Origin of the sequence: Rubellimicrobium sp. CFH 75288, assembly GCF_009904055.1 — a bacterium.
In the GTDB taxonomy this organism is placed as follows: Bacteria; Pseudomonadota; Alphaproteobacteria; order Rhodobacterales; family Rhodobacteraceae; genus Rubellimicrobium.
Map to the genome: position 1 here is coordinate 1 of NZ_WYDP01000017.1, position 15764 is coordinate 15764.

A 15764-nucleotide genomic window follows, 5' to 3' on the forward strand; every position below is an offset into this window, starting at 1 on the left:
CGTCGTCTCCAAGATCCTGGCGTAAAGCCCTTCCGGGCCGCCGTCGCGAAGGGCGCCTCCGGGCGCCCTTTTGCCGTTCCCCCTTGGGCCGGCGCATCGCCGCCCTATCTTCCTCGGGCCTGAAACCAAGGGAGAGGGCCCATGCCCGAAGCGACCATCCGATCCTATCTCGACCGCCTGCTGGGCGAAGGCGGCCTCGACCGCCTCCTGCAGGAAGGGCGCACGCTGGCGCAGAAGGGCGAGGAGGCCGCCGCCCAGCGCCTCGGCATCGCCGACGACCCCGCCGCGCGCGAGCGGATGCGCCAGGCGGGTCTGGCCGGCGGCGCGGCGCTCGGCGTGGCGGCCATGCTGCTCGGCGGGCGCCGGCGCAACACCTTCTCGCGCAACGCGCTCCTCGTGGGCGGCCTCAGCGCGCTGGGCAAGATCGCCTTCGACGCCTGGCAGAACAAGGGCGCGCAGGTCCGCGCACTGGCCGATCTCTCCGAGGACGAGGGCGAGGCGCGGGCGCGCACCCTGCTCTTTGCGCTCGTCGCCGCCGCCAAGGCCGACGGCCATATTGACGACGAGGAGCATTCCGCCATCGAGGCCGAGCTCGAGGACGCGCCAGAGGCCGTCAAGGCCCTGATGGGAGAGGCCATGGCGCGTCCCGCCGATCCCGAGGCGATCGCCGCCATGGTCCGCGACGAGGCCGAGGGCCGCGAGGTCTATGCCGCCTCCGCGCTGCTCTGCGGGCGCGACCACCCCGACGAGCAGAACTACCTCGACCGCCTCGCCCGTGCGCTGGGCCTGTCGGACGAGGAAGCGCGGCGCATCGAGGGCGGGCTCCACGCGGCCTGACCGCCGGGGGTCCCGACCCTCTTGAACCCCGTCCCGCCTCGGGCTAGGGACGGGGCGGCACAGGGGTATAGCTCAGCCGGTAGAGCGACGGTCTCCAAAACCGTAGGTCGCGGGTTCGAATCCTGCTGCCCCTGCCATCACTCCGGCCCGCCGCGCGCGGCGCGCCGGGGCGCCTCGCCCCCCAGATGCCGCTCGATCGCGCGCAGCCGCGCCACCATCTCCTCGCGCCAGGCATCCTCGGCGGCCTTGCTTTCCTCCTGCGCGGCATCCTGCATCGCGTTGACCACCAGCCCCACGAGCAGGTTCAGCACGGCAAAGGTCGTCACCAGGATGAAGGGCACAAAGAAGGCCCAGGCGAAGGGATGCACCTCCATGACGGGCCGCACGATCCCCATGGACCACGATTCCAGCGTCATCACCTGAAACAGCGTATAGGCCGACGCGCCGATCGAGCCGAACCATTCGGGATGCGTCGCCCCGAACAGCTTGGTCGCCATTACCGCGCCCACATAGAAGATCAGCGCGATCAGCAGGAACACCGACCCCATCCCCGGCAGGGCCCTCACGAACCCGTCCACCACGCGGCGCAGCGCCGGCGCCATCGAGATCAGCCGCAGCACCCGCAGCACCCGCAGCGCGCGCAGCACCGTCAACCCCTGCCCCACCGGCGCGAGGCTCACCCCCACCACGGCGAGATCGAACAGGTTCCAGCCGGAGCGGAAGAAGCGCAGCCCGAAGGCCCAGAGCTTGATCGCGATCTCCGCCACGAAGATCGACAGGCACAGCGCATCGAGCGCAAGGATGAGCCGGCCGGCCACCGCCATGATGCGTGGGCTGGTCTCGAGGCCCAGAAGCACGGCGTTGAACAGGATCACCGCCATGATCGCCCGCCGGACGGGCGGGCTCTCGATCCACCAGGCGGCCCGCTCGCGCAGACCCGTTCCCCCCTCGCGCTCCGGCCCGGCGGCCCCGCTCATGCCCCCTCTCCCCTGCTGTCCTGCCGGTCCCTATGCTGTGCCCCGGCCGTTCGCGCAACCGCGCCGCGGCCGGACTGGGGCCTCACTCGGCGGCCGGACGCGGGGCCGGGGGCACGGCCGCCGGCTCCAAGGCTTCGGCCACCCCGCCGCGCGTCTTCCACAGCGACCAGGCCACGCCCGTGCCCAGGATGGCGAAGGTGATGCCCAGCGACCAGGCGGCGGGGAACTTCTCCCAGCCCATCAGGTCGGCGACGAAAACCTTGGAGCCGATGAAGACCAGCAGCAGCGAGAGCGCGTATTTCAGGTAGTGGAAGCGGTGCATGATCGCCGAGAGCGCAAAGAACAGCGCCCGCAGCCCCAAAATCGCGAAGATGTTCGAGGTATAGACGATGAACGGGTCGGTGGTGATCGCGAACACGGCTGGAATCGAATCGACCGCAAAGATCAGGTCCGCGATCTCGATCAGCACCAGTGCCAGGAACAGCGGCGTGGCATAGCGCACGAGCCGCCCCGTCGCCGGGTCGGGGCGGCGGACGAAGAAGCGGTTGCCCTCGATCTCGTCCGTGACCCGCATCCGCCCCTTCAGGAACCGCAGCACCGGGTTCTGCGAGACGTCCATCTCCTCGTCGCCCGAGAAGAGCATCTTGATCCCTGTAAAGACCAGGAATACCGCGAACAGGTAGAGCACCCAGTGATATTGCGCGACGATCGTGGCCCCCAGCCCGATCATCGTGCCGCGCAGCACGATCACGCCCAGGATGCCCCAGAACAGGACCCGGTGCTGGTACAGGCGAGGAATCGCGAAATAGCTGAAGATCAGCGCGATGACGAAGACGTTGTCCATCGCCAGCGTCTTCTCGACCACAAAGGCCGTGAGGTAGAGCTTGGCCTCCTCGGCCCCGATCCGCCACAGCACGAAGCCCGAGAAGGCCACGCCCAGGACGATGTACATGGCCGACAGCCGCAGGCTCTCGCCCACGCCGATCTCGTGGTCCTTGCGGTGCAGCACGCCCAGGTCGAAGGCGAGCAGCGCCAGCACGATGCCGATGAACAGCAGCCACATCCAGACGGGCTTGCCCATCCAGAGAGCGAACAGGAATTCCATGCCGCGGGCCCTTCCCCTCGCAGGCGGCCCGATCCGACCCGTCCGGGGGCCGCAGGACCGCGAATGAGATCCGTGTCACGGTCCGACATGGCGACGCCCCGAGGGCAGCGTCGTCAGAGGGGCCCGGCCCGCCGGCCCCATGTGGAGCAGAGCTGCCCGCGGTTCAAGACCCCCCTTCCGCGGCCAGGATGGCCCGCAGCCCCTCGCGATAGGTGGGATAGCGCGGCTGCCAGCCCAGCTCCGCCTTGGCGCGGGCGTTGCTCACGCGCTTGCTCTCGGCATAGAAGCTGCGCCCCATGGGCGACAGCGCGGCCTCCTCCCAGGCGACTTCCGGTGGGGGCGGCAGGCCCAGAAGGCGCGCGGCTTCCCCGATCACGTCTCCCGGTGGCGCGGGCTCGTCGTCGCAGAGGTTGTAGACCGCGCCCGGCCGGGGCCGCGCGATCGACAGGCGCAAAGCCGCGGCGATGTCGTCGCGGTGGATGCGCGAGAAGACCTGCCCCGGCTTGGCGATGCGCTGCGCCGTGCCGCGGCGGACCTTCTCGAACGGCCCCCGCCCCGGCCCGTAGATCCCCGCCAGGCGAAAGACGTGCAGCGGCAGGCCCGGCACCGCGCCCCAGGCCGCCTCGGCCGCGACGCGCCATCGGCCGCGCTCGGTCGCGGGCCGAAGGGGGCTCTCCTCGTCTACCCATTCCCCGCCCCGGTCGCCATAGACCCCCGTGGTGGAGAGATACCCAGCCCAGGCGAGGCGCCCCGCCGCCTCCGCCACCGCCGCCCCCTCCGCCCGCAGGACCGGGCAGCCCTCCGCATCGGGCGCGACCGAGACCAGAAGATGCGTGGCCCGCCCCAGCAGCGCGCCCAGATCGCTTCCCGGCCAAGGCACGGCCTCCGCCCCGGTCGCGCGGATCTCCGCCAGCCGTTCGGGGCTGCGCGCCGTGCCGATCACGCCCCAGCCCTCGGCCAGCAGCAGCGCCCCCAGCGCGCGCGCCGAATAGCCGTGGCCCACCGACAGCAGGACCGGCCTCATGGCTCCTCCAGCATTCCCTGCGTCCGCGCGCAGGGCTCGCCGTCGAAGAACGCCTCGAGCAGGGCCGCGAATTCGGGCGGCGCGCCGGGCAGGCTTGCGAACAGCGTGGCCGAGGAGCGCAGCTTGAGCGCGTCCACCGCGCCCAGCACGTCCTCCGCCCGCCGGCCCCGGTTCTCCAGCATCGCGCGCGCGGCCTCGACCAGGCGCGGGCCCAGTCGCGGGTCGCGCAGGAACGCCTCCGCCTCCGCCCGGTCCGCGATCCCGTAAAGGCGCGCCGTCTCCGACCGGCCGAGCCCCCGCAGCTGCGGAAAGACCCACCACATCCAGTGCCCCCGCTTGGCCCCCGCGCGCAGCTCGGCCAGCGCCTGCGCATGGGTGGCCTCCAGCGGGCCCACGAAGCGCCCGAGGCTCATGTCACCACCCGCAGCGTCAGGTTGATCCGCCCGCCCCCCGGCACGAGGTCGCTCGAGCCCTCCCGCACCCGGTCGATCCCGTGAAAGGCGAGCCGCCCTGCCCCTGCCATCACCGCCACGTCGCCCGACCGCAGCCAGACCGAGCGCGTGGGCCCGCCCCGCACGAGGCCGCCCACCCGGAACAGCGCCTCGTCGCCAAGCGAGATCGACAGGACGGGCTGGCCGGGATCGGCCTCGTCGGCGTCGCGGTGCATCCCCATCCGCGCCCGGCCGCGATAGAGGTTGACGAGGCAGCATTCCGGCGCCCGCGCCCCCGGGCACAGCGCCTCCCACACCGCCAGGACCGAGGGCGGGATCGCCGGCCAGGGCCGCCCCGTCACCGGATGGCGCCGCTCGTAGCGATAGCCCCGCCGGTCGGAGACCCAGCCCCATTCCCCGGCCGCGCTCATGCCCACGCTCATGGGCTTGCCCCAGGGGGTGACCGGGTGAACGGGTGGCGCTTCGTCCAGCACCGCCAGGATGTCGTGGAGGACCCGCTCCTGCGCCGCCCGGTCGAGCCAGCCCGGCCGGACGACGACGCCGCCCAGTTCGATCGTCTCGCCCTCGGGTCCGCCCGGACGGGGTGGTGGCATGGTCTCGTCTCCTGCTCTGCTGCTGCAGGGCGGGGCCGACCGTTGCAGCCCCACAAGCCCCTCCCTATATAGCCTCCGTCCCGGACGGAACCGCTTGCGGACCCGTGCGGAATCCTGCCAACCAGGGGTGCCTCGGCGGAGGGCCCCCGTATCAGTATCGCCTGAAAGGGATGTGATCATGGCCAAAGTCATCGGGATCGACCTCGGCACCACGAATTCCTGCGTCGCCATCATGGAAGGGTCCAAGCCCCGCGTGATCGAGAACGCCGAGGGCGCCCGCACGACCCCCTCCATCGTCGCCTTCACCGAAGGGGGCGAACGTCTCGTCGGCCAGCCGGCCAAGCGCCAGGCGGTGACGAATTCCGAAAACACCATCTTTGCCGTCAAGCGCCTGATCGGCCGCCGGGTGGACGACCCCGAAGTGCAGAAGGACAAGAAGCTCGTCCCCTACAAGATCGTGGACGGCGGCAACGGCGACGCCTGGGTGGAGGTGCGCGGCCAGAAGTATTCGCCCTCCCAGATCTCGGCCTTCATCCTGCAGAAGATGAAGGAAACGGCCGAGGCCTTCCTCGGCGAGGAGGTCAGGCAGGCCGTCATCACCGTGCCCGCCTATTTCAATGACGCCCAGCGCCAGGCGACCAAGGACGCGGGCAAGATCGCCGGCCTTGAGGTGCTGCGCATCATCAACGAGCCCACCGCCGCCGCGCTGGCCTACGGGCTCGACAAGAAGGACAGCAAGACCATCGCCGTCTATGACCTCGGCGGCGGGACCTTCGACGTCACCATCCTCGAGATCGACGACGGCCTGTTCGAGGTGAAGTCCACCAACGGGGACACGTTCCTCGGGGGCGAGGATTTCGACATGCGCATCGTCAACTACCTCGTGGACGAGTTCCGCAAGGAGCACGGGGTGGACCTCTCCAAGGACCGCATGGCGCTGCAGCGGCTCAAGGAGGCGGCCGAGAAGGCCAAGATCGAGCTGTCGAGCACCCAGCAGACCGAGATCAACCAGCCCTTCATCTCCATGGGCCAGAACGGCCAGCCGCTGCACATGGTGATGAAGCTCACCCGCGCCAAGCTGGAATCGCTGGTGGCCGATCTCATCAAGAAGACGATCGACCCGTGCAAGGCCGCGCTCAAGGATGCGGGCGTGACCACCGCCGACATCGACGAGGTGGTGCTGGTGGGCGGCATGACGCGGATGCCCAAGGTCATCGAGGAGGTGACGAAGTTCTTCGGCAAGGAGCCGCACCGGGGCGTCAACCCCGACGAGGTCGTGGCGATGGGCGCCGCGATCCAGGCCGGTGTGCTGCAGGGCGACGTCAAGGACGTGGTGCTGCTCGACGTCACGCCGCTCTCGCTGGGGATCGAGACGCTGGGGGGCGTGTTCACGCGGCTCATCGACCGCAACACGACCATTCCCACCAAGAAGAGCCAGATCTTCTCCACCGCCGAGGACAACCAGAACGCGGTGACGATCCGCGTCTTCCAGGGCGAGCGCGAGATGGCCGCGGACAACAAGCTGCTCGGCCAGTTCAACCTCGAGAACATCCCGCCCGCGCCGCGCGGCATGCCCCAGATCGAGGTGACCTTCGACATCGACGCCAACGGCATCGTGTCGGTTTCCGCGCGCGACAAGGGCACCGGCAAGGAGCAGAAGATCACCATCCAGGCCTCGGGCGGCCTGTCGGATGCCGAGATCGAGCGCATGATCAAGGACGCCGAGGCCAATGCCGAGGCCGACCGCAAGCGCCGCGAGCTCGTGGAAGCCAGGAACCAGGCCGAATCGCTGATCCACACCACGGAGAAGCAGATCCAGGAGCACGGCTCCAAGGTGGACCCCTCCACCGTCGAAGCGATCGAACTGGCCATCGCCGCCCTCAAGGACGAGATCGAGGGCGACAACGTGGCCAAGATCCGCTCGGGCATCCAGAACGTGACCGAGGCCGCGATGCGCCTGGGCGAGGCGATCTACAAGGCCCAGGGCGCTGAGGCCGACGGGGCGACGTCCGCCTCGGGCCGCCCGGCCGACGAGGACGGGATCGTGGATGCCGATTTCGAGGATCTGGGCGAGGACAGGAGGGGCCGCTGAGGGCACGGCCCCCGGACCGCGCCCGGCCGGCCCTCCGGGGCCGGCCGTTTCGTTCGGCCCCCGGGCCTGAAAGGACGCGACGATGGCGAAACGGGACTATTACGAGATCCTGGGCGTGCCCCGCGGCGCCTCCGCCGAGGAGGTCAAGAAGGCCTACCGGCGCAAGGCCAAGGAGCTGCACCCCGACCGCAACAAGGACGACCCCGAGGCCGAGAAGCGCTTCAAGGAGGTCTCGGAGGCCTACGACGTCCTCAAGGACGAGACCAAGAAGGCCGCCTATGACCGCTTCGGCCATGCCGCCTTCGAGGGGGGCATGGGCGGCGGTCCCCGCCCGGGCGCCGGCGGCTTCCGCGCCAACGGCGACTTCGCCTCGGCCTTCTCGGACGTGTTCGACGACCTGTTCGGCGACATCATGGGCGCGCGCGGCGCCCGCGCCCGCCAGGCGGCCCAACGCGGCAACGACCTGCGCTACAACCTGCGCATCACCCTCGAGGAGGCCTTTGCCGGCCTGCAGAAGACGATCACCGTCCCGGCCGCCGTCACCTGCACGACCTGCCGCGGCACCGGCTCCGAGGGCGGGGCCGAGCCCCTGACCTGCCCCACCTGCGCGGGCCTGGGCAAGGTGCGCGCCCAGCAGGGCTTCTTCACCGTCGAGCGCACCTGCCCCACCTGCAACGGGCTCGGTCAGACGATCAAGAATCCCTGCCGGACCTGCCACGGGGCGGGGCGGGTGGAAAAGGAACGCCAGCTCTCCGTCACCATTCCCGCCGGGGTGGAGACGGGCACGCGCATCCGTCTGGCCGGCGAGGGCGAGGCCGGGCTGCGCGGCGGCCCGCCGGGCGATCTCTACATCTTCATCGAGGTGCGCGAGCATCCGATCTTCGTGCGCGACGGCGCCGACCTCCATTGCCGGGTGCCCGTCAGCATGACCACGGCCGCGCTCGGCGGCGACATCGAGGTGCCGACGATCGACGGCGGCCGCGCCCGCGTCCGCATCCCCGAAGGCTCGCAATCCGGCCGGCAGATGCGCCTGCGCGGCAAGGGCATGCCGCGGCTGCGCGGGCAGGACACGGGCGACATGTTCATCGAGCTCGCCGTCGAGACCCCGGTGAACCTGAGCCCCCGCCAGAAGGAGCTTCTGCGCGAGTTCGAGCGCCTGTCGGAGGAGAACAACCCCCAGAGCGCCGGGTTCTTCTCGGCCGTCAAGGGCTTCTGGGACTCGATGAAGGGCTGAGGCGGCGGGACCGGGCCGTGCACGGGACCCCGGCAGGCAGCCGCCTGCCCCGCGCGCGTTAACCCTTTGTTAACCGCGGCCGTGCCAGGATCGGCCATGCCCCACGGCCTGTCCGATTCGCCGGCCCTCTTTCCGTCCGACGAGGCGGAGGGCGCGCCCCTGCGGCCCGGCCGCCTGCCGTCCTATGTCGCCGATCACCGCGCCCGTCTGCGCGAGCGGTTTCTCGGCGGCGGGGCCGATGCGATGCCCGATTACGAGCTTCTGGAACTCCTGCTGTTCCGCATCATCCCCCGGCAGGACGTCAAGCCCCTCGCGCGCCGGCTGCTGGAGGCGTTCGGCGACCTGCCCGGCGTGCTGGCCGCCGCCCCCTCCCGGATCGAGGCGGTGGAGGGGGCGGGCCCGGCCGTCGCGCTCGAACTCAAGGTGACGGAGGCCGTGGTCCACCGCGCCGCGCGTGCGCGCGTCATGGGCCGGCCCGTCGTCTCGTCCTGGTCGCAGCTTCTCGACTATTGCCGGACCCGCATGGCCTGCCGCGACCGCGAGCAGGTCCGCGTGCTCTATCTCGACCGCAAGAACCAGCTCATCGCCGACGAGGGCCAGGGCGAGGGGACCGTGGACCATGTTCCCCTCTACCCGCGCGAGGTCGTCCGCCGGGCCCTGGAACTCGGCGCCTCCGCGCTGATCCTCGTGCACAACCACCCGTCGGGCGACCCCACCCCGTCCGAGGCGGACATTGCGCTCACCCGCCAGGTGGAGGCCGCGGCCGAGGCTCTGGGGCTGGCGCTCTACGACCATCTCGTGATCGGCCGGGGGGGAGAGGTCAGCTTCCGGGCCGAAGGGCTCCTCTGAGGGCCGCCTCAGCGCGCGGCCAGCCGCAGCGCCGCCTCGGCCCCGATGGCGACCCACTCGCCCAGGGCGTCGCAGCCCGGCACGGAGAGCGACAGGTCCGCCGCGCCGGACCCCTGCGGGCCGACCACGAAGGCCTGCGCCTCCAGGACGCGCCCGCAGCTCCGCTCGGTCACCTGCGCCTCCACGGTGACCTGCGCGGAGAGGTCGCGCGGCGCGGTCCAGACCTCGGCCCGACGCGCCTCGGGCCCCTCGCCCGAGCCCAGGCGCAGAACCCATCCCCCCTCGCCCGCCAGCGCGGCCTCCTCCGAACCGGGCGCGTCGGCATGGCGATGGCCGGGCTCGCCATAGGCGGCGCCCGCCTCGCGGACATGCAGCGCCGCCAGACCCTCGCCGCGCCAGCCGAGCACCGCCCGCTGCCAGCGGGCCAGGTCGGGCACCGCATGGCGCAGGACCGCGCTCTCCCCGTTCGCCTCCGCCACGATCACGGCCGGATCGGCAAGCGCGGGCAGGCGCAGATCGGCCCGCCCCGCGTCATCCGTCGCCACCGTCAGCGCCAGCCCCGCATGGTGCACCGTCACCGGGCCGCCCGCCGCGCAGGGCGCCTCCAGCCGCAGATGCAGCATCGCCGCCGGCGCGGGCTCGGCGGTCAGGCGCAGGTCGCAGGCGGACGCCGCGGGAAGGGCGGGCAGCGGCGGAGCCTCGAGGGCGACGGGGCGGATCGCCGCCGGATCGGCCGCCGGAACGCGAACGGGCGTCTCCGCGGGCAGGCGCGGCAGCGGCAGGTTGCCCAGGGCCGGGGCCCCCGCCCGGTCCGGCCCGGAGGGCGCCGCGACGACCAGAAGCCGGGCCGGTGCCGCCTCGGCCCGCACCGCCTGCGCACCCGAGGCTGGCCCCGCGGCCCCGAACCACCAGCCCCCGGCGAGCGTCACAGCAAAGGCCCCCAGCGCGGCGAGGGCATGGTCGAGCAGGGTCGGAGCGCGGCGCATGGGGACCTCCAGGGCTTCGGCCGGACCAGCATGCCCGCGATTCGCGGCAGCCGCGGGGCGCCCGTTCGCCGCTCGCGCGGCCGGGCGCGGGCGCGGATGCGGCAGGCCTGTCAGAAGGCGCCGTGGCAGTGCTTGAACTTGCGTCCCGATCCGCAGGGACAGGGATCGTTGCGCCCCGGCTGGCCCCAGGTGGTCGGATCGTCCTCGCGGAACCCTTCGCGCGGCGTGCCCGCACCCTCCGCCGCGCCCGCGGCCATCAGGGCGCCCATCGGCGCGCGGGACGGGGCCTGCTGCCCGCCGGGCGGGCGCGGCGCGGCCTCGGCCCGGCGCTGGGCCAGCAGGGCCTGCAGCATCGCCTGGCTTTCCTCGGCCGTCATGGGCCGCACCTGCGCGAGCTTGGCCGTCACCTCCTCGCGCAGGCTCTCGAGCAGCCGCTCGAACAGGCCGAACGCCTCGCCCTTGTACTCGTTGAGCGGGTCGCGCTGCGCATAGCCGCGGAACCCCACCACCGAGCGCAGATGCTCGAGCCGCAGCAGGTGCTCGCGCCACTTGGCGTCGATCGTCTGCAACAGGACCTGCTTCTCGATCGAACGCATGGTCTCGGGGCCGAAGGCCTGTTCCTTCTCGGCCATGAAGGCGTCGGCGGCCGCCTCGATGCGCTCGCGCACGCCCTCCTGGTCCACGCCCTCCTCGGCGGCCCATTCCGCGATGGGCAGGTCGAGCCCCAGCTTCTCGCGCACCGCGGCCGCCAGCGCCTCGGTCTCCCACTGGTCGGGATAGGAGCGCGGCGGCATCCAGGTATCCACCAGGTCGGCGACCACCTGGCGGCGCATGTCGGCGGTGATCTCGCCCACATCGGCCGCCTCCATGATCTCCCGGCGCTGGGCGAAGATCACCTTGCGCTGGTCGTTCATGACGTCGTCGAACTTCAGCAGCTGCTTGCGGATGTCGAAGTTGCGCCCCTCGACCTTGGCCTGCGCGCGCTCCAGGCTCTTGTTGACCCAGGGGTGGACGATCGCCTCGCCCTCCTTCATGCCCAGCGTGGACAGCACCTTGTCCAGCCGCTCCGAGCCGAAGATCCGCATCAGGTCGTCCTCGAGGCTGAGGAAGAAGGACGACCGCCCCGGGTCGCCCTGCCGGCCCGACCGGCCGCGCAGCTGGTTGTCGATGCGCCGCGATTCGTGCCGCTCGGTGGCCAGCACGTAGAGGCCGCCCGCCGCCTTGACGCGCTCCTTGTCGGCCGCGTGCTCGGCCTCGATGCGCGCGCGCACCTCGTCGGGGTTGGCCTCCGGGTCGGCGGCCAGCGCCTCGAGCACCTTCATCTCGACATTGCCGCCCAGCTGGATGTCGGTGCCGCGCCCGGCCATGTTGGTGGCGATGGTCACCGCGCCGGGCTGGCCCGCCTCGGCCACGATCTGCGCCTCGCGCGCGTGCTCGCGGGCATTGAGGACGTTGTGGGGAATGCCTTCCTTGCGCAGCAGCGCCGAGAGCATCTCGGACTTCTCGATCGAGGTGGTCCCCACCAGGATCGGCTGGCCGCGCCCATGCGCCTCCTTGATGGCCCGCACGATGGCCTCGTACTTCTCGCGCGCCGTGCGGAACACCTGGTCGTGCTCGTCCACGCGCTGGACGGGGCGGTTGGTGGGGATCTCGACCACGCCCAGGTTGTAGATCTCGCGGAACTCGTCGGCCTCGGTCAGCGCCGTGCCGGTCATGCCGGCGAGCTTGGCGTAGAGGCGGAAGTAGTTCTGGAAGGTGATGGAGGCGAGCGTGACGTTCTCGGGCTGGATGGCCACGCCCTCCTTGGCCTCGATGGCCTGGTGAAGCCCGTCCGACAGGCGCCGGCCCACCATCATGCGGCCCGTGAACTCGTCGATCAGCACCACCTGCCCGTCGCGGACGATGTATTCCTTGTCTCTGTGGAACAGCGTGTGCGCCCGCAGCGCCTGGTTGACGTGGTGCACGAGCGTGGAGGATTCGGGATCGTAGAGCGACTGCCCCTCGGGCAGGAGCCCCGCCTCGCGCAGCGCCGTCTCAAGCGCGTCGTTGCCCTCGTCGGTGAAGGTGACGTTGCGCGTCTTCTCGTCCACCTCGTAATGCGACGGGTCCAGGCGGGGGATCAGCCCGTCCACCGCCTGATAGAGCGCCGAGCGGTCCTGGGAGGGGCCCGAGATGATGAGCGGCGTGCGCGCCTCGTCGATGAGGATGGAATCCACCTCGTCCACGATCGCGTAATGGTGGCCGCGCTGGACCATCTGCGCGAGGTCGGACTTCATGTTGTCGCGCAGGTAGTCGAAGCCCAGTTCGTTGTTGGTGGCATAGGTGATGTCGGCCTGATAGGCCGCGCGCTTCTCGGCCTCGGGCTGCTGGGGCACCACCACGCCGGTGGTCAGGCCCAGCATGGCATAGACCTTGCCCATCCATTCCGCATCGCGCCGCGCGAGATAGTCGTTGACGGTGACGATGTGCACGCCCTTGCCCGAGAGCGCGTTCAGCGTGGCGGGAAAGGTGGCGACCAGCGTCTTGCCCTCGCCGGTCTTCATCTCGGCGATGTTGCCCTTGTGCAGGAAGTAGCCGCCCAGGATCTGCACGTCGAAGGCACGCAGGCCGAGCGCCCGGCGGCCCGCCTCGCGCACCAGCGCGAAGCATTCGGGCAGCAGCCGGTCGAGGTCCTCGCCGCCCCGCGCCCGCTCGCGCAGCTTTGCGGTCTCCTCGCGCAGCCCCTCGTCCGAGAGGGCGGCCACGCGCGCCTCCTGGGCGTTGACCGCCTCCACGATGGGCCGCGCGGCCTTGATCCGCCGGTCGTTGGGTGTGCCGAAGATGCTGCGCGCCAGCGCTGCCAGACCCATGCGGTGCGTCCTTTCCGTGTCCGCCGCCCTGCGCCGGCCCCGGCGCCCTCCGCATCGATGTCCGAAGGGATTCCTTGTGGGCCACGCGCGCCCGGCCTAAAGGGAGGACCGAAGGCCGTCCCCCGGCCGTCCGCGGAGATAAGGGGGGCGGCCGCGCCTGTCAACGCGGGCCGTCCGGTCCGCCCTTCAAGGGTTCGTTTCATGCGCCTTCCCCATCTGTCGGCGGTCTCGCTCGCCGCGCTGCTCGCCGCCCTCCCCCTCGCCGCGCAGGAGACCGCGCCCGAGAGCGCCGCTCCCGAGACGGCCGCACCGGAAGGCGCCGCCGCGGCCCCGACCCGCGACACGGTGCTCGCCACCGTCAACGGCACGGAGATCACCCTGGGCGAGGCCATCGTCGCCGCGGCCCAGCTGCCGCCCCAGTTCCGCGCCCTGCCCCCGGACATCCTGCTGCCCGGCATCCTCGACCAGCTCGTCCAGCAGGAGCTTCTGGCCCAGACCGTCCCGGACCTGCCCCCGCGCGCCGCCATCGCGCTGGCCGTCGAACGCCGCTCGCTGCTCGCCGGCGAGGCCGTGCAGGCCCTCGGCGACGCCGCGGTGACGGAGGAGGCGATCGCGGCCGCCTACGAGGAGACCTATGCCTCGGCCGAGCCCGTCACCGAATGGAACGCCTCGCACATCCTCGTGGAAACCGAGGAGGAGGCGCAGGCCGTCCTCGACCGGCTCGAGGCCGGAGAGGATTTCGCCGACCTGGCGGCGGAGCTGTCCACCGACACGGGCTCGGGCCGGCAGGGCGGCAATCTGGGCTGGTTCGGACCCAACACCATGGTCCCCGAATTCGAGGGTGCCGTCGCCGCCCTCGCCCCCGGCGAACTGTCTGCCCCCACCCAGTCCCAGTTCGGCTGGCACATCGTCCGCCTCGAGGAGACGCGCGAGCGCCCCGTGCCTCCGCTCGAGGAGGTCCGCGGCGAGATCGAGGCCCGGCTGCGCCAGGAGGCCATCGAGGCCCGGCTGGCCGAGCTGACCGCCGCCGGCTCGGTCGAGCAGACCGACCTGTCGGGGATCGACGCGGCCGTGATCGGCGATTTGTCGCTGCTCGACGACTGACGCCATGAAGGCCGCACCCCCGGTCTCGCCGCTCGCGCCCGCGCGCTTCCCGGACCTGCCCCCCATCGCCGGCCTGTCGCTCGCGGCGGGCGCGGCCGGGGTGCGCTACCGAGGGCGCACCGACGTGCTCCTCGCCCGGATCTCGGGCGAGGCCGCGCTCGCGGGCTGCCTCACCCGCTCGGCCACCCGCTCGGCGCCCGTGCTCGACTGCGAGCGCAAGCTCGCCGCCCGCGCCGCGGGACCGGCCGCGATCCTCGTCAATTCGGGCAACAGCAACGCCTTCACCGGCCGCGCCGGCGAGGAGGCCGTCGCCCGCCTCGCCCATGCGGCGGCCGAGGCGCTGGACCTCTCCCCCGACCGCGTCCTCGCGGCCTCGACCGGCGTCATCGGAGAGCCCCTCCCCTGGGAGCGGATCGCCGCCCTGCTGCCGTCCCTCGCCGCCGCCCTCGCCCCGGCCGAGGGTCCCGCCTGGGAGGCGGCCGCGCGCGCCATCATGACCACCGACACCTTTCCCAAGGGGGCGGGCACGACCGTGGAGAGCGCGGGCGGGCGGGTCGCGATCGCCGGGATCGCCAAGGGCTCGGGCATGATCGCCCCCGACATGGCGACCATGCTCGCCTTCGTCTTCACCGACGCGGCCATCCCCCCCGACCGGCTGGCCGATCTGACCCGCGCGGCCTGCGAACGCACCTTCAACCGCATCACCGTGGACGGCGACACCTCCACCTCCGACACGCTGCTCGTGGCCGCGACCGGCGCCTCGGGCGTCGCGGCCGGCGACGACCCGGCCTTTGCCGCCGCGCTCGAGGGGGTGATGCGCGACCTCGCCCTCCAGATCGTCCGCGACGGCGAGGGGGCGACCAAGCTCGTGGAGGTCGCCGTGACCGGCGCGGCCTCCGACGAGGACGCCCGCCGCGTCGCGCTCTCCATCGCCAACTCGCCCTTGGTCAAGACCGCCTGCGCGGGCGGGGATGCGAACTGGGGCCGGATCGTCATGGCCGTGGGCAAGTCCGGCGCGCGCGCCGACCGCGACCGCCTCCTCATCCGCTTCGGCGAGCTGGTCGTGGCCCGCGACGGCGCGCGCGACCCCGCCTATTCCGAGGAGGCGACCTCCGCCCACATGGCGGGGTCCGAGATCCGCATCGGAGTCGATCTCGGCCTCGGCGACGGAGAGGCCACGGTCTGGACCTGCGACCTGACCCACGGCTATGTCAGCATCAACGCCGATTACCGCTCCTGACCGGCCGCTCGTCCTCGTCTCGGCCGCCGCGCTGATCGACGCGGACGGCCGCGTGCTGCTGGCGCAGCGGCCGCCGGGGCGCAGCATGGCGGGCCTGTGGGAATTCCCCGGCGGCAAGATCGAGCCGGGCGAGACTCCCGAATCCGCCCTCATCCGCGAGCTGCGCGAGGAACTCGGCCTCGAGACGCAGGAAAGCTGCCTCGCCCCCCTCGCCTTCGCCTCCCACGGCTACGAGGGGTTCCACCTGCTCATGCCGCTCTTCGCCTGCCGCCGCTGGCAGGGCCATCCCCGCCCGCGCGAGGGGCAGCAGATCGCCTGGGTGCGCCCGCGCGAGATGGCGTCCTGGCCCATGCCCCCCGCCGACCGCCCCCTCATCCCCATCCTGCGCGACTGGCTCTGATTCGCCGGGGGGCCGCAGGATC

General features: G+C 72.0%; 14 protein-coding genes and 1 tRNA gene. 8 read left to right on the forward strand and 7 right to left on the reverse strand.

The window, feature by feature from the left end:
- Nucleotides 1-141: 141 nt before the first annotated feature.
- Together GT358_RS12880 and GT358_RS12885 are read left to right on the forward strand one after the other, a co-directional pair.
- Nucleotides 142-837, forward strand: coding sequence for a tellurite resistance TerB family protein (locus tag GT358_RS12880; protein WP_166583043.1), 696 nt, complete (start codon nt 142-144; stop codon nt 835-837).
- A 61-nt stretch (nt 838-898) separates the two neighbouring features.
- Nucleotides 899-974: transfer RNA gene (locus tag GT358_RS12885), tRNA-Trp, on the forward strand.
- On the opposite strand, the gene GT358_RS12890 is transcribed toward GT358_RS12885, so the two are convergent.
- The 5 genes from GT358_RS12890 to GT358_RS12910 all read right to left on the reverse strand — a co-directional run bounded on the left by GT358_RS12890 (nt 975) and on the right by GT358_RS12910 (nt 4988).
- Nucleotides 975-1814, reverse strand: a complete 840-nt coding sequence (locus GT358_RS12890) for an ion transporter (RefSeq protein WP_166583044.1) — start codon at nt 1812-1814, stop codon at nt 975-977.
- An 82-nt stretch (nt 1815-1896) separates the two neighbouring features.
- Nucleotides 1897-2919 carry a TerC family protein gene (locus GT358_RS12895; protein ID WP_166583045.1) on the reverse strand — a complete coding sequence of 341 codons (1023 nt, stop codon included), beginning with the start codon at nt 2917-2919 and terminating at the stop codon, nt 1897-1899.
- 163 nt (nt 2920-3082) lie between these two features.
- Nucleotides 3083-3943, reverse strand: coding sequence for an SDR family oxidoreductase (locus GT358_RS12900; protein WP_166583046.1), 861 nt, complete (start codon nt 3941-3943; stop codon nt 3083-3085).
- Nucleotides 3940-4356, reverse strand: coding sequence for a DUF1810 domain-containing protein (locus tag GT358_RS12905; RefSeq protein WP_166583047.1), 417 nt, complete (start codon nt 4354-4356; stop codon nt 3940-3942). The genes GT358_RS12900 and GT358_RS12905 overlap by 4 nt, the downstream gene beginning before the upstream one ends.
- Nucleotides 4353-4988, reverse strand: a complete 636-nt coding sequence (locus tag GT358_RS12910) for an alpha-ketoglutarate-dependent dioxygenase AlkB (protein ID WP_166583048.1) — start codon at nt 4986-4988, stop codon at nt 4353-4355. The genes GT358_RS12905 and GT358_RS12910 overlap by 4 nt, the downstream gene beginning before the upstream one ends.
- 178 nt (nt 4989-5166) lie before the next feature.
- Between GT358_RS12910 and dnaK the strand changes: the two genes are divergently transcribed.
- From dnaK to radC, 3 genes are all read left to right on the forward strand, one after another.
- Nucleotides 5167-7080, forward strand: a complete 1914-nt coding sequence (gene dnaK / locus GT358_RS12915) for a molecular chaperone DnaK (RefSeq protein ID WP_166583049.1) — start codon at nt 5167-5169, stop codon at nt 7078-7080.
- A gap of 82 nt (nt 7081-7162) precedes the next feature.
- A complete protein-coding gene (gene dnaJ / locus GT358_RS12920; RefSeq protein ID WP_166583050.1) occupies nt 7163-8314 on the forward strand; it encodes a molecular chaperone DnaJ in 1152 nt (383 codons plus the stop codon).
- Nucleotides 8315-8410: 96 nt separating this feature from the next.
- Entirely contained in the window at nt 8411-9163 is a 753-nt protein-coding gene (radC, locus tag GT358_RS12925) for a DNA repair protein RadC (RefSeq protein WP_166583051.1), read from the forward strand.
- 8 nt (nt 9164-9171) lie between these two features.
- On the opposite strand, the gene GT358_RS12930 is transcribed toward radC, so the two are convergent.
- Nucleotides 9172-10149: a hypothetical protein gene (locus GT358_RS12930; RefSeq protein WP_166583052.1), complete on the reverse strand. Its 978-nt coding sequence runs from the start codon at nt 10147-10149 to the stop codon at nt 9172-9174.
- 110 nt (nt 10150-10259) lie between these two features.
- On the reverse strand, nt 10260-12998 hold the full coding sequence (gene secA, locus GT358_RS12935; RefSeq protein ID WP_166583053.1) for a preprotein translocase subunit SecA: 2739 nt from the start codon (nt 12996-12998) through the stop codon (nt 10260-10262).
- Nucleotides 12999-13199: 201 nt separating this feature from the next.
- On the opposite strand from secA, the gene GT358_RS12940 reads away from it, so the two are divergent.
- Genes GT358_RS12940 through GT358_RS12950 form a run of 3 tightly spaced genes read left to right on the forward strand, consistent with a single transcriptional unit; the run spans nt 13200 to nt 15742 of the window.
- Nucleotides 13200-14102: a peptidylprolyl isomerase gene (locus GT358_RS12940; protein ID WP_166583054.1), complete on the forward strand. Its 903-nt coding sequence runs from the start codon at nt 13200-13202 to the stop codon at nt 14100-14102.
- 4 nt (nt 14103-14106) lie between these two features.
- On the forward strand, nt 14107-15342 hold the full coding sequence (gene argJ, locus GT358_RS12945) for a bifunctional glutamate N-acetyltransferase/amino-acid acetyltransferase ArgJ (RefSeq protein WP_166583055.1): 1236 nt from the start codon (nt 14107-14109) through the stop codon (nt 15340-15342).
- Nucleotides 15311-15742 carry a (deoxy)nucleoside triphosphate pyrophosphohydrolase gene (locus GT358_RS12950; RefSeq protein ID WP_166583056.1) on the forward strand — a complete coding sequence of 144 codons (432 nt, stop codon included), beginning with the start codon at nt 15311-15313 and terminating at the stop codon, nt 15740-15742. Before argJ ends, GT358_RS12950 begins: the two co-directional genes overlap by 32 nt.
- Nucleotides 15743-15764: the final 22 nt, after the last annotated feature.

Coding starts and splice junctions, on each gene's coding strand:
- GT358_RS12880 (WP_166583043.1), top strand. CDS start 142: ATGCCCGAAGCGACCATCCGATCCTATCTCGACCGCCTGCTGGGCGAA.
- GT358_RS12890 (WP_166583044.1), bottom strand. CDS start 1,814: ATGAGCGGGGCCGCCGGGCCGGAGCGCGAGGGGGGAACGGGTCTGCGC.
- GT358_RS12895 (WP_166583045.1), bottom strand. CDS start 2,919: ATGGAATTCCTGTTCGCTCTCTGGATGGGCAAGCCCGTCTGGATGTGG.
- GT358_RS12900 (WP_166583046.1), bottom strand. CDS start 3,943: ATGAGGCCGGTCCTGCTGTCGGTGGGCCACGGCTATTCGGCGCGCGCG.
- GT358_RS12905 (WP_166583047.1), bottom strand. CDS start 4,356: ATGAGCCTCGGGCGCTTCGTGGGCCCGCTGGAGGCCACCCATGCGCAG.
- GT358_RS12910 (WP_166583048.1), bottom strand. CDS start 4,988: ATGCCACCACCCCGTCCGGGCGGACCCGAGGGCGAGACGATCGAACTG.
- dnaK (WP_166583049.1), top strand. CDS start 5,167: ATGGCCAAAGTCATCGGGATCGACCTCGGCACCACGAATTCCTGCGTC.
- dnaJ (WP_166583050.1), top strand. CDS start 7,163: ATGGCGAAACGGGACTATTACGAGATCCTGGGCGTGCCCCGCGGCGCC.
- radC (WP_166583051.1), top strand. CDS start 8,411: ATGCCCCACGGCCTGTCCGATTCGCCGGCCCTCTTTCCGTCCGACGAG.
- GT358_RS12930 (WP_166583052.1), bottom strand. CDS start 10,149: ATGCGCCGCGCTCCGACCCTGCTCGACCATGCCCTCGCCGCGCTGGGG.
- secA (WP_166583053.1), bottom strand. CDS start 12,998: ATGGGTCTGGCAGCGCTGGCGCGCAGCATCTTCGGCACACCCAACGAC.
- GT358_RS12940 (WP_166583054.1), top strand. CDS start 13,200: ATGCGCCTTCCCCATCTGTCGGCGGTCTCGCTCGCCGCGCTGCTCGCC.
- argJ (WP_166583055.1), top strand. CDS start 14,107: ATGAAGGCCGCACCCCCGGTCTCGCCGCTCGCGCCCGCGCGCTTCCCG.
- GT358_RS12950 (WP_166583056.1), top strand. CDS start 15,311: ATGTCAGCATCAACGCCGATTACCGCTCCTGACCGGCCGCTCGTCCTC.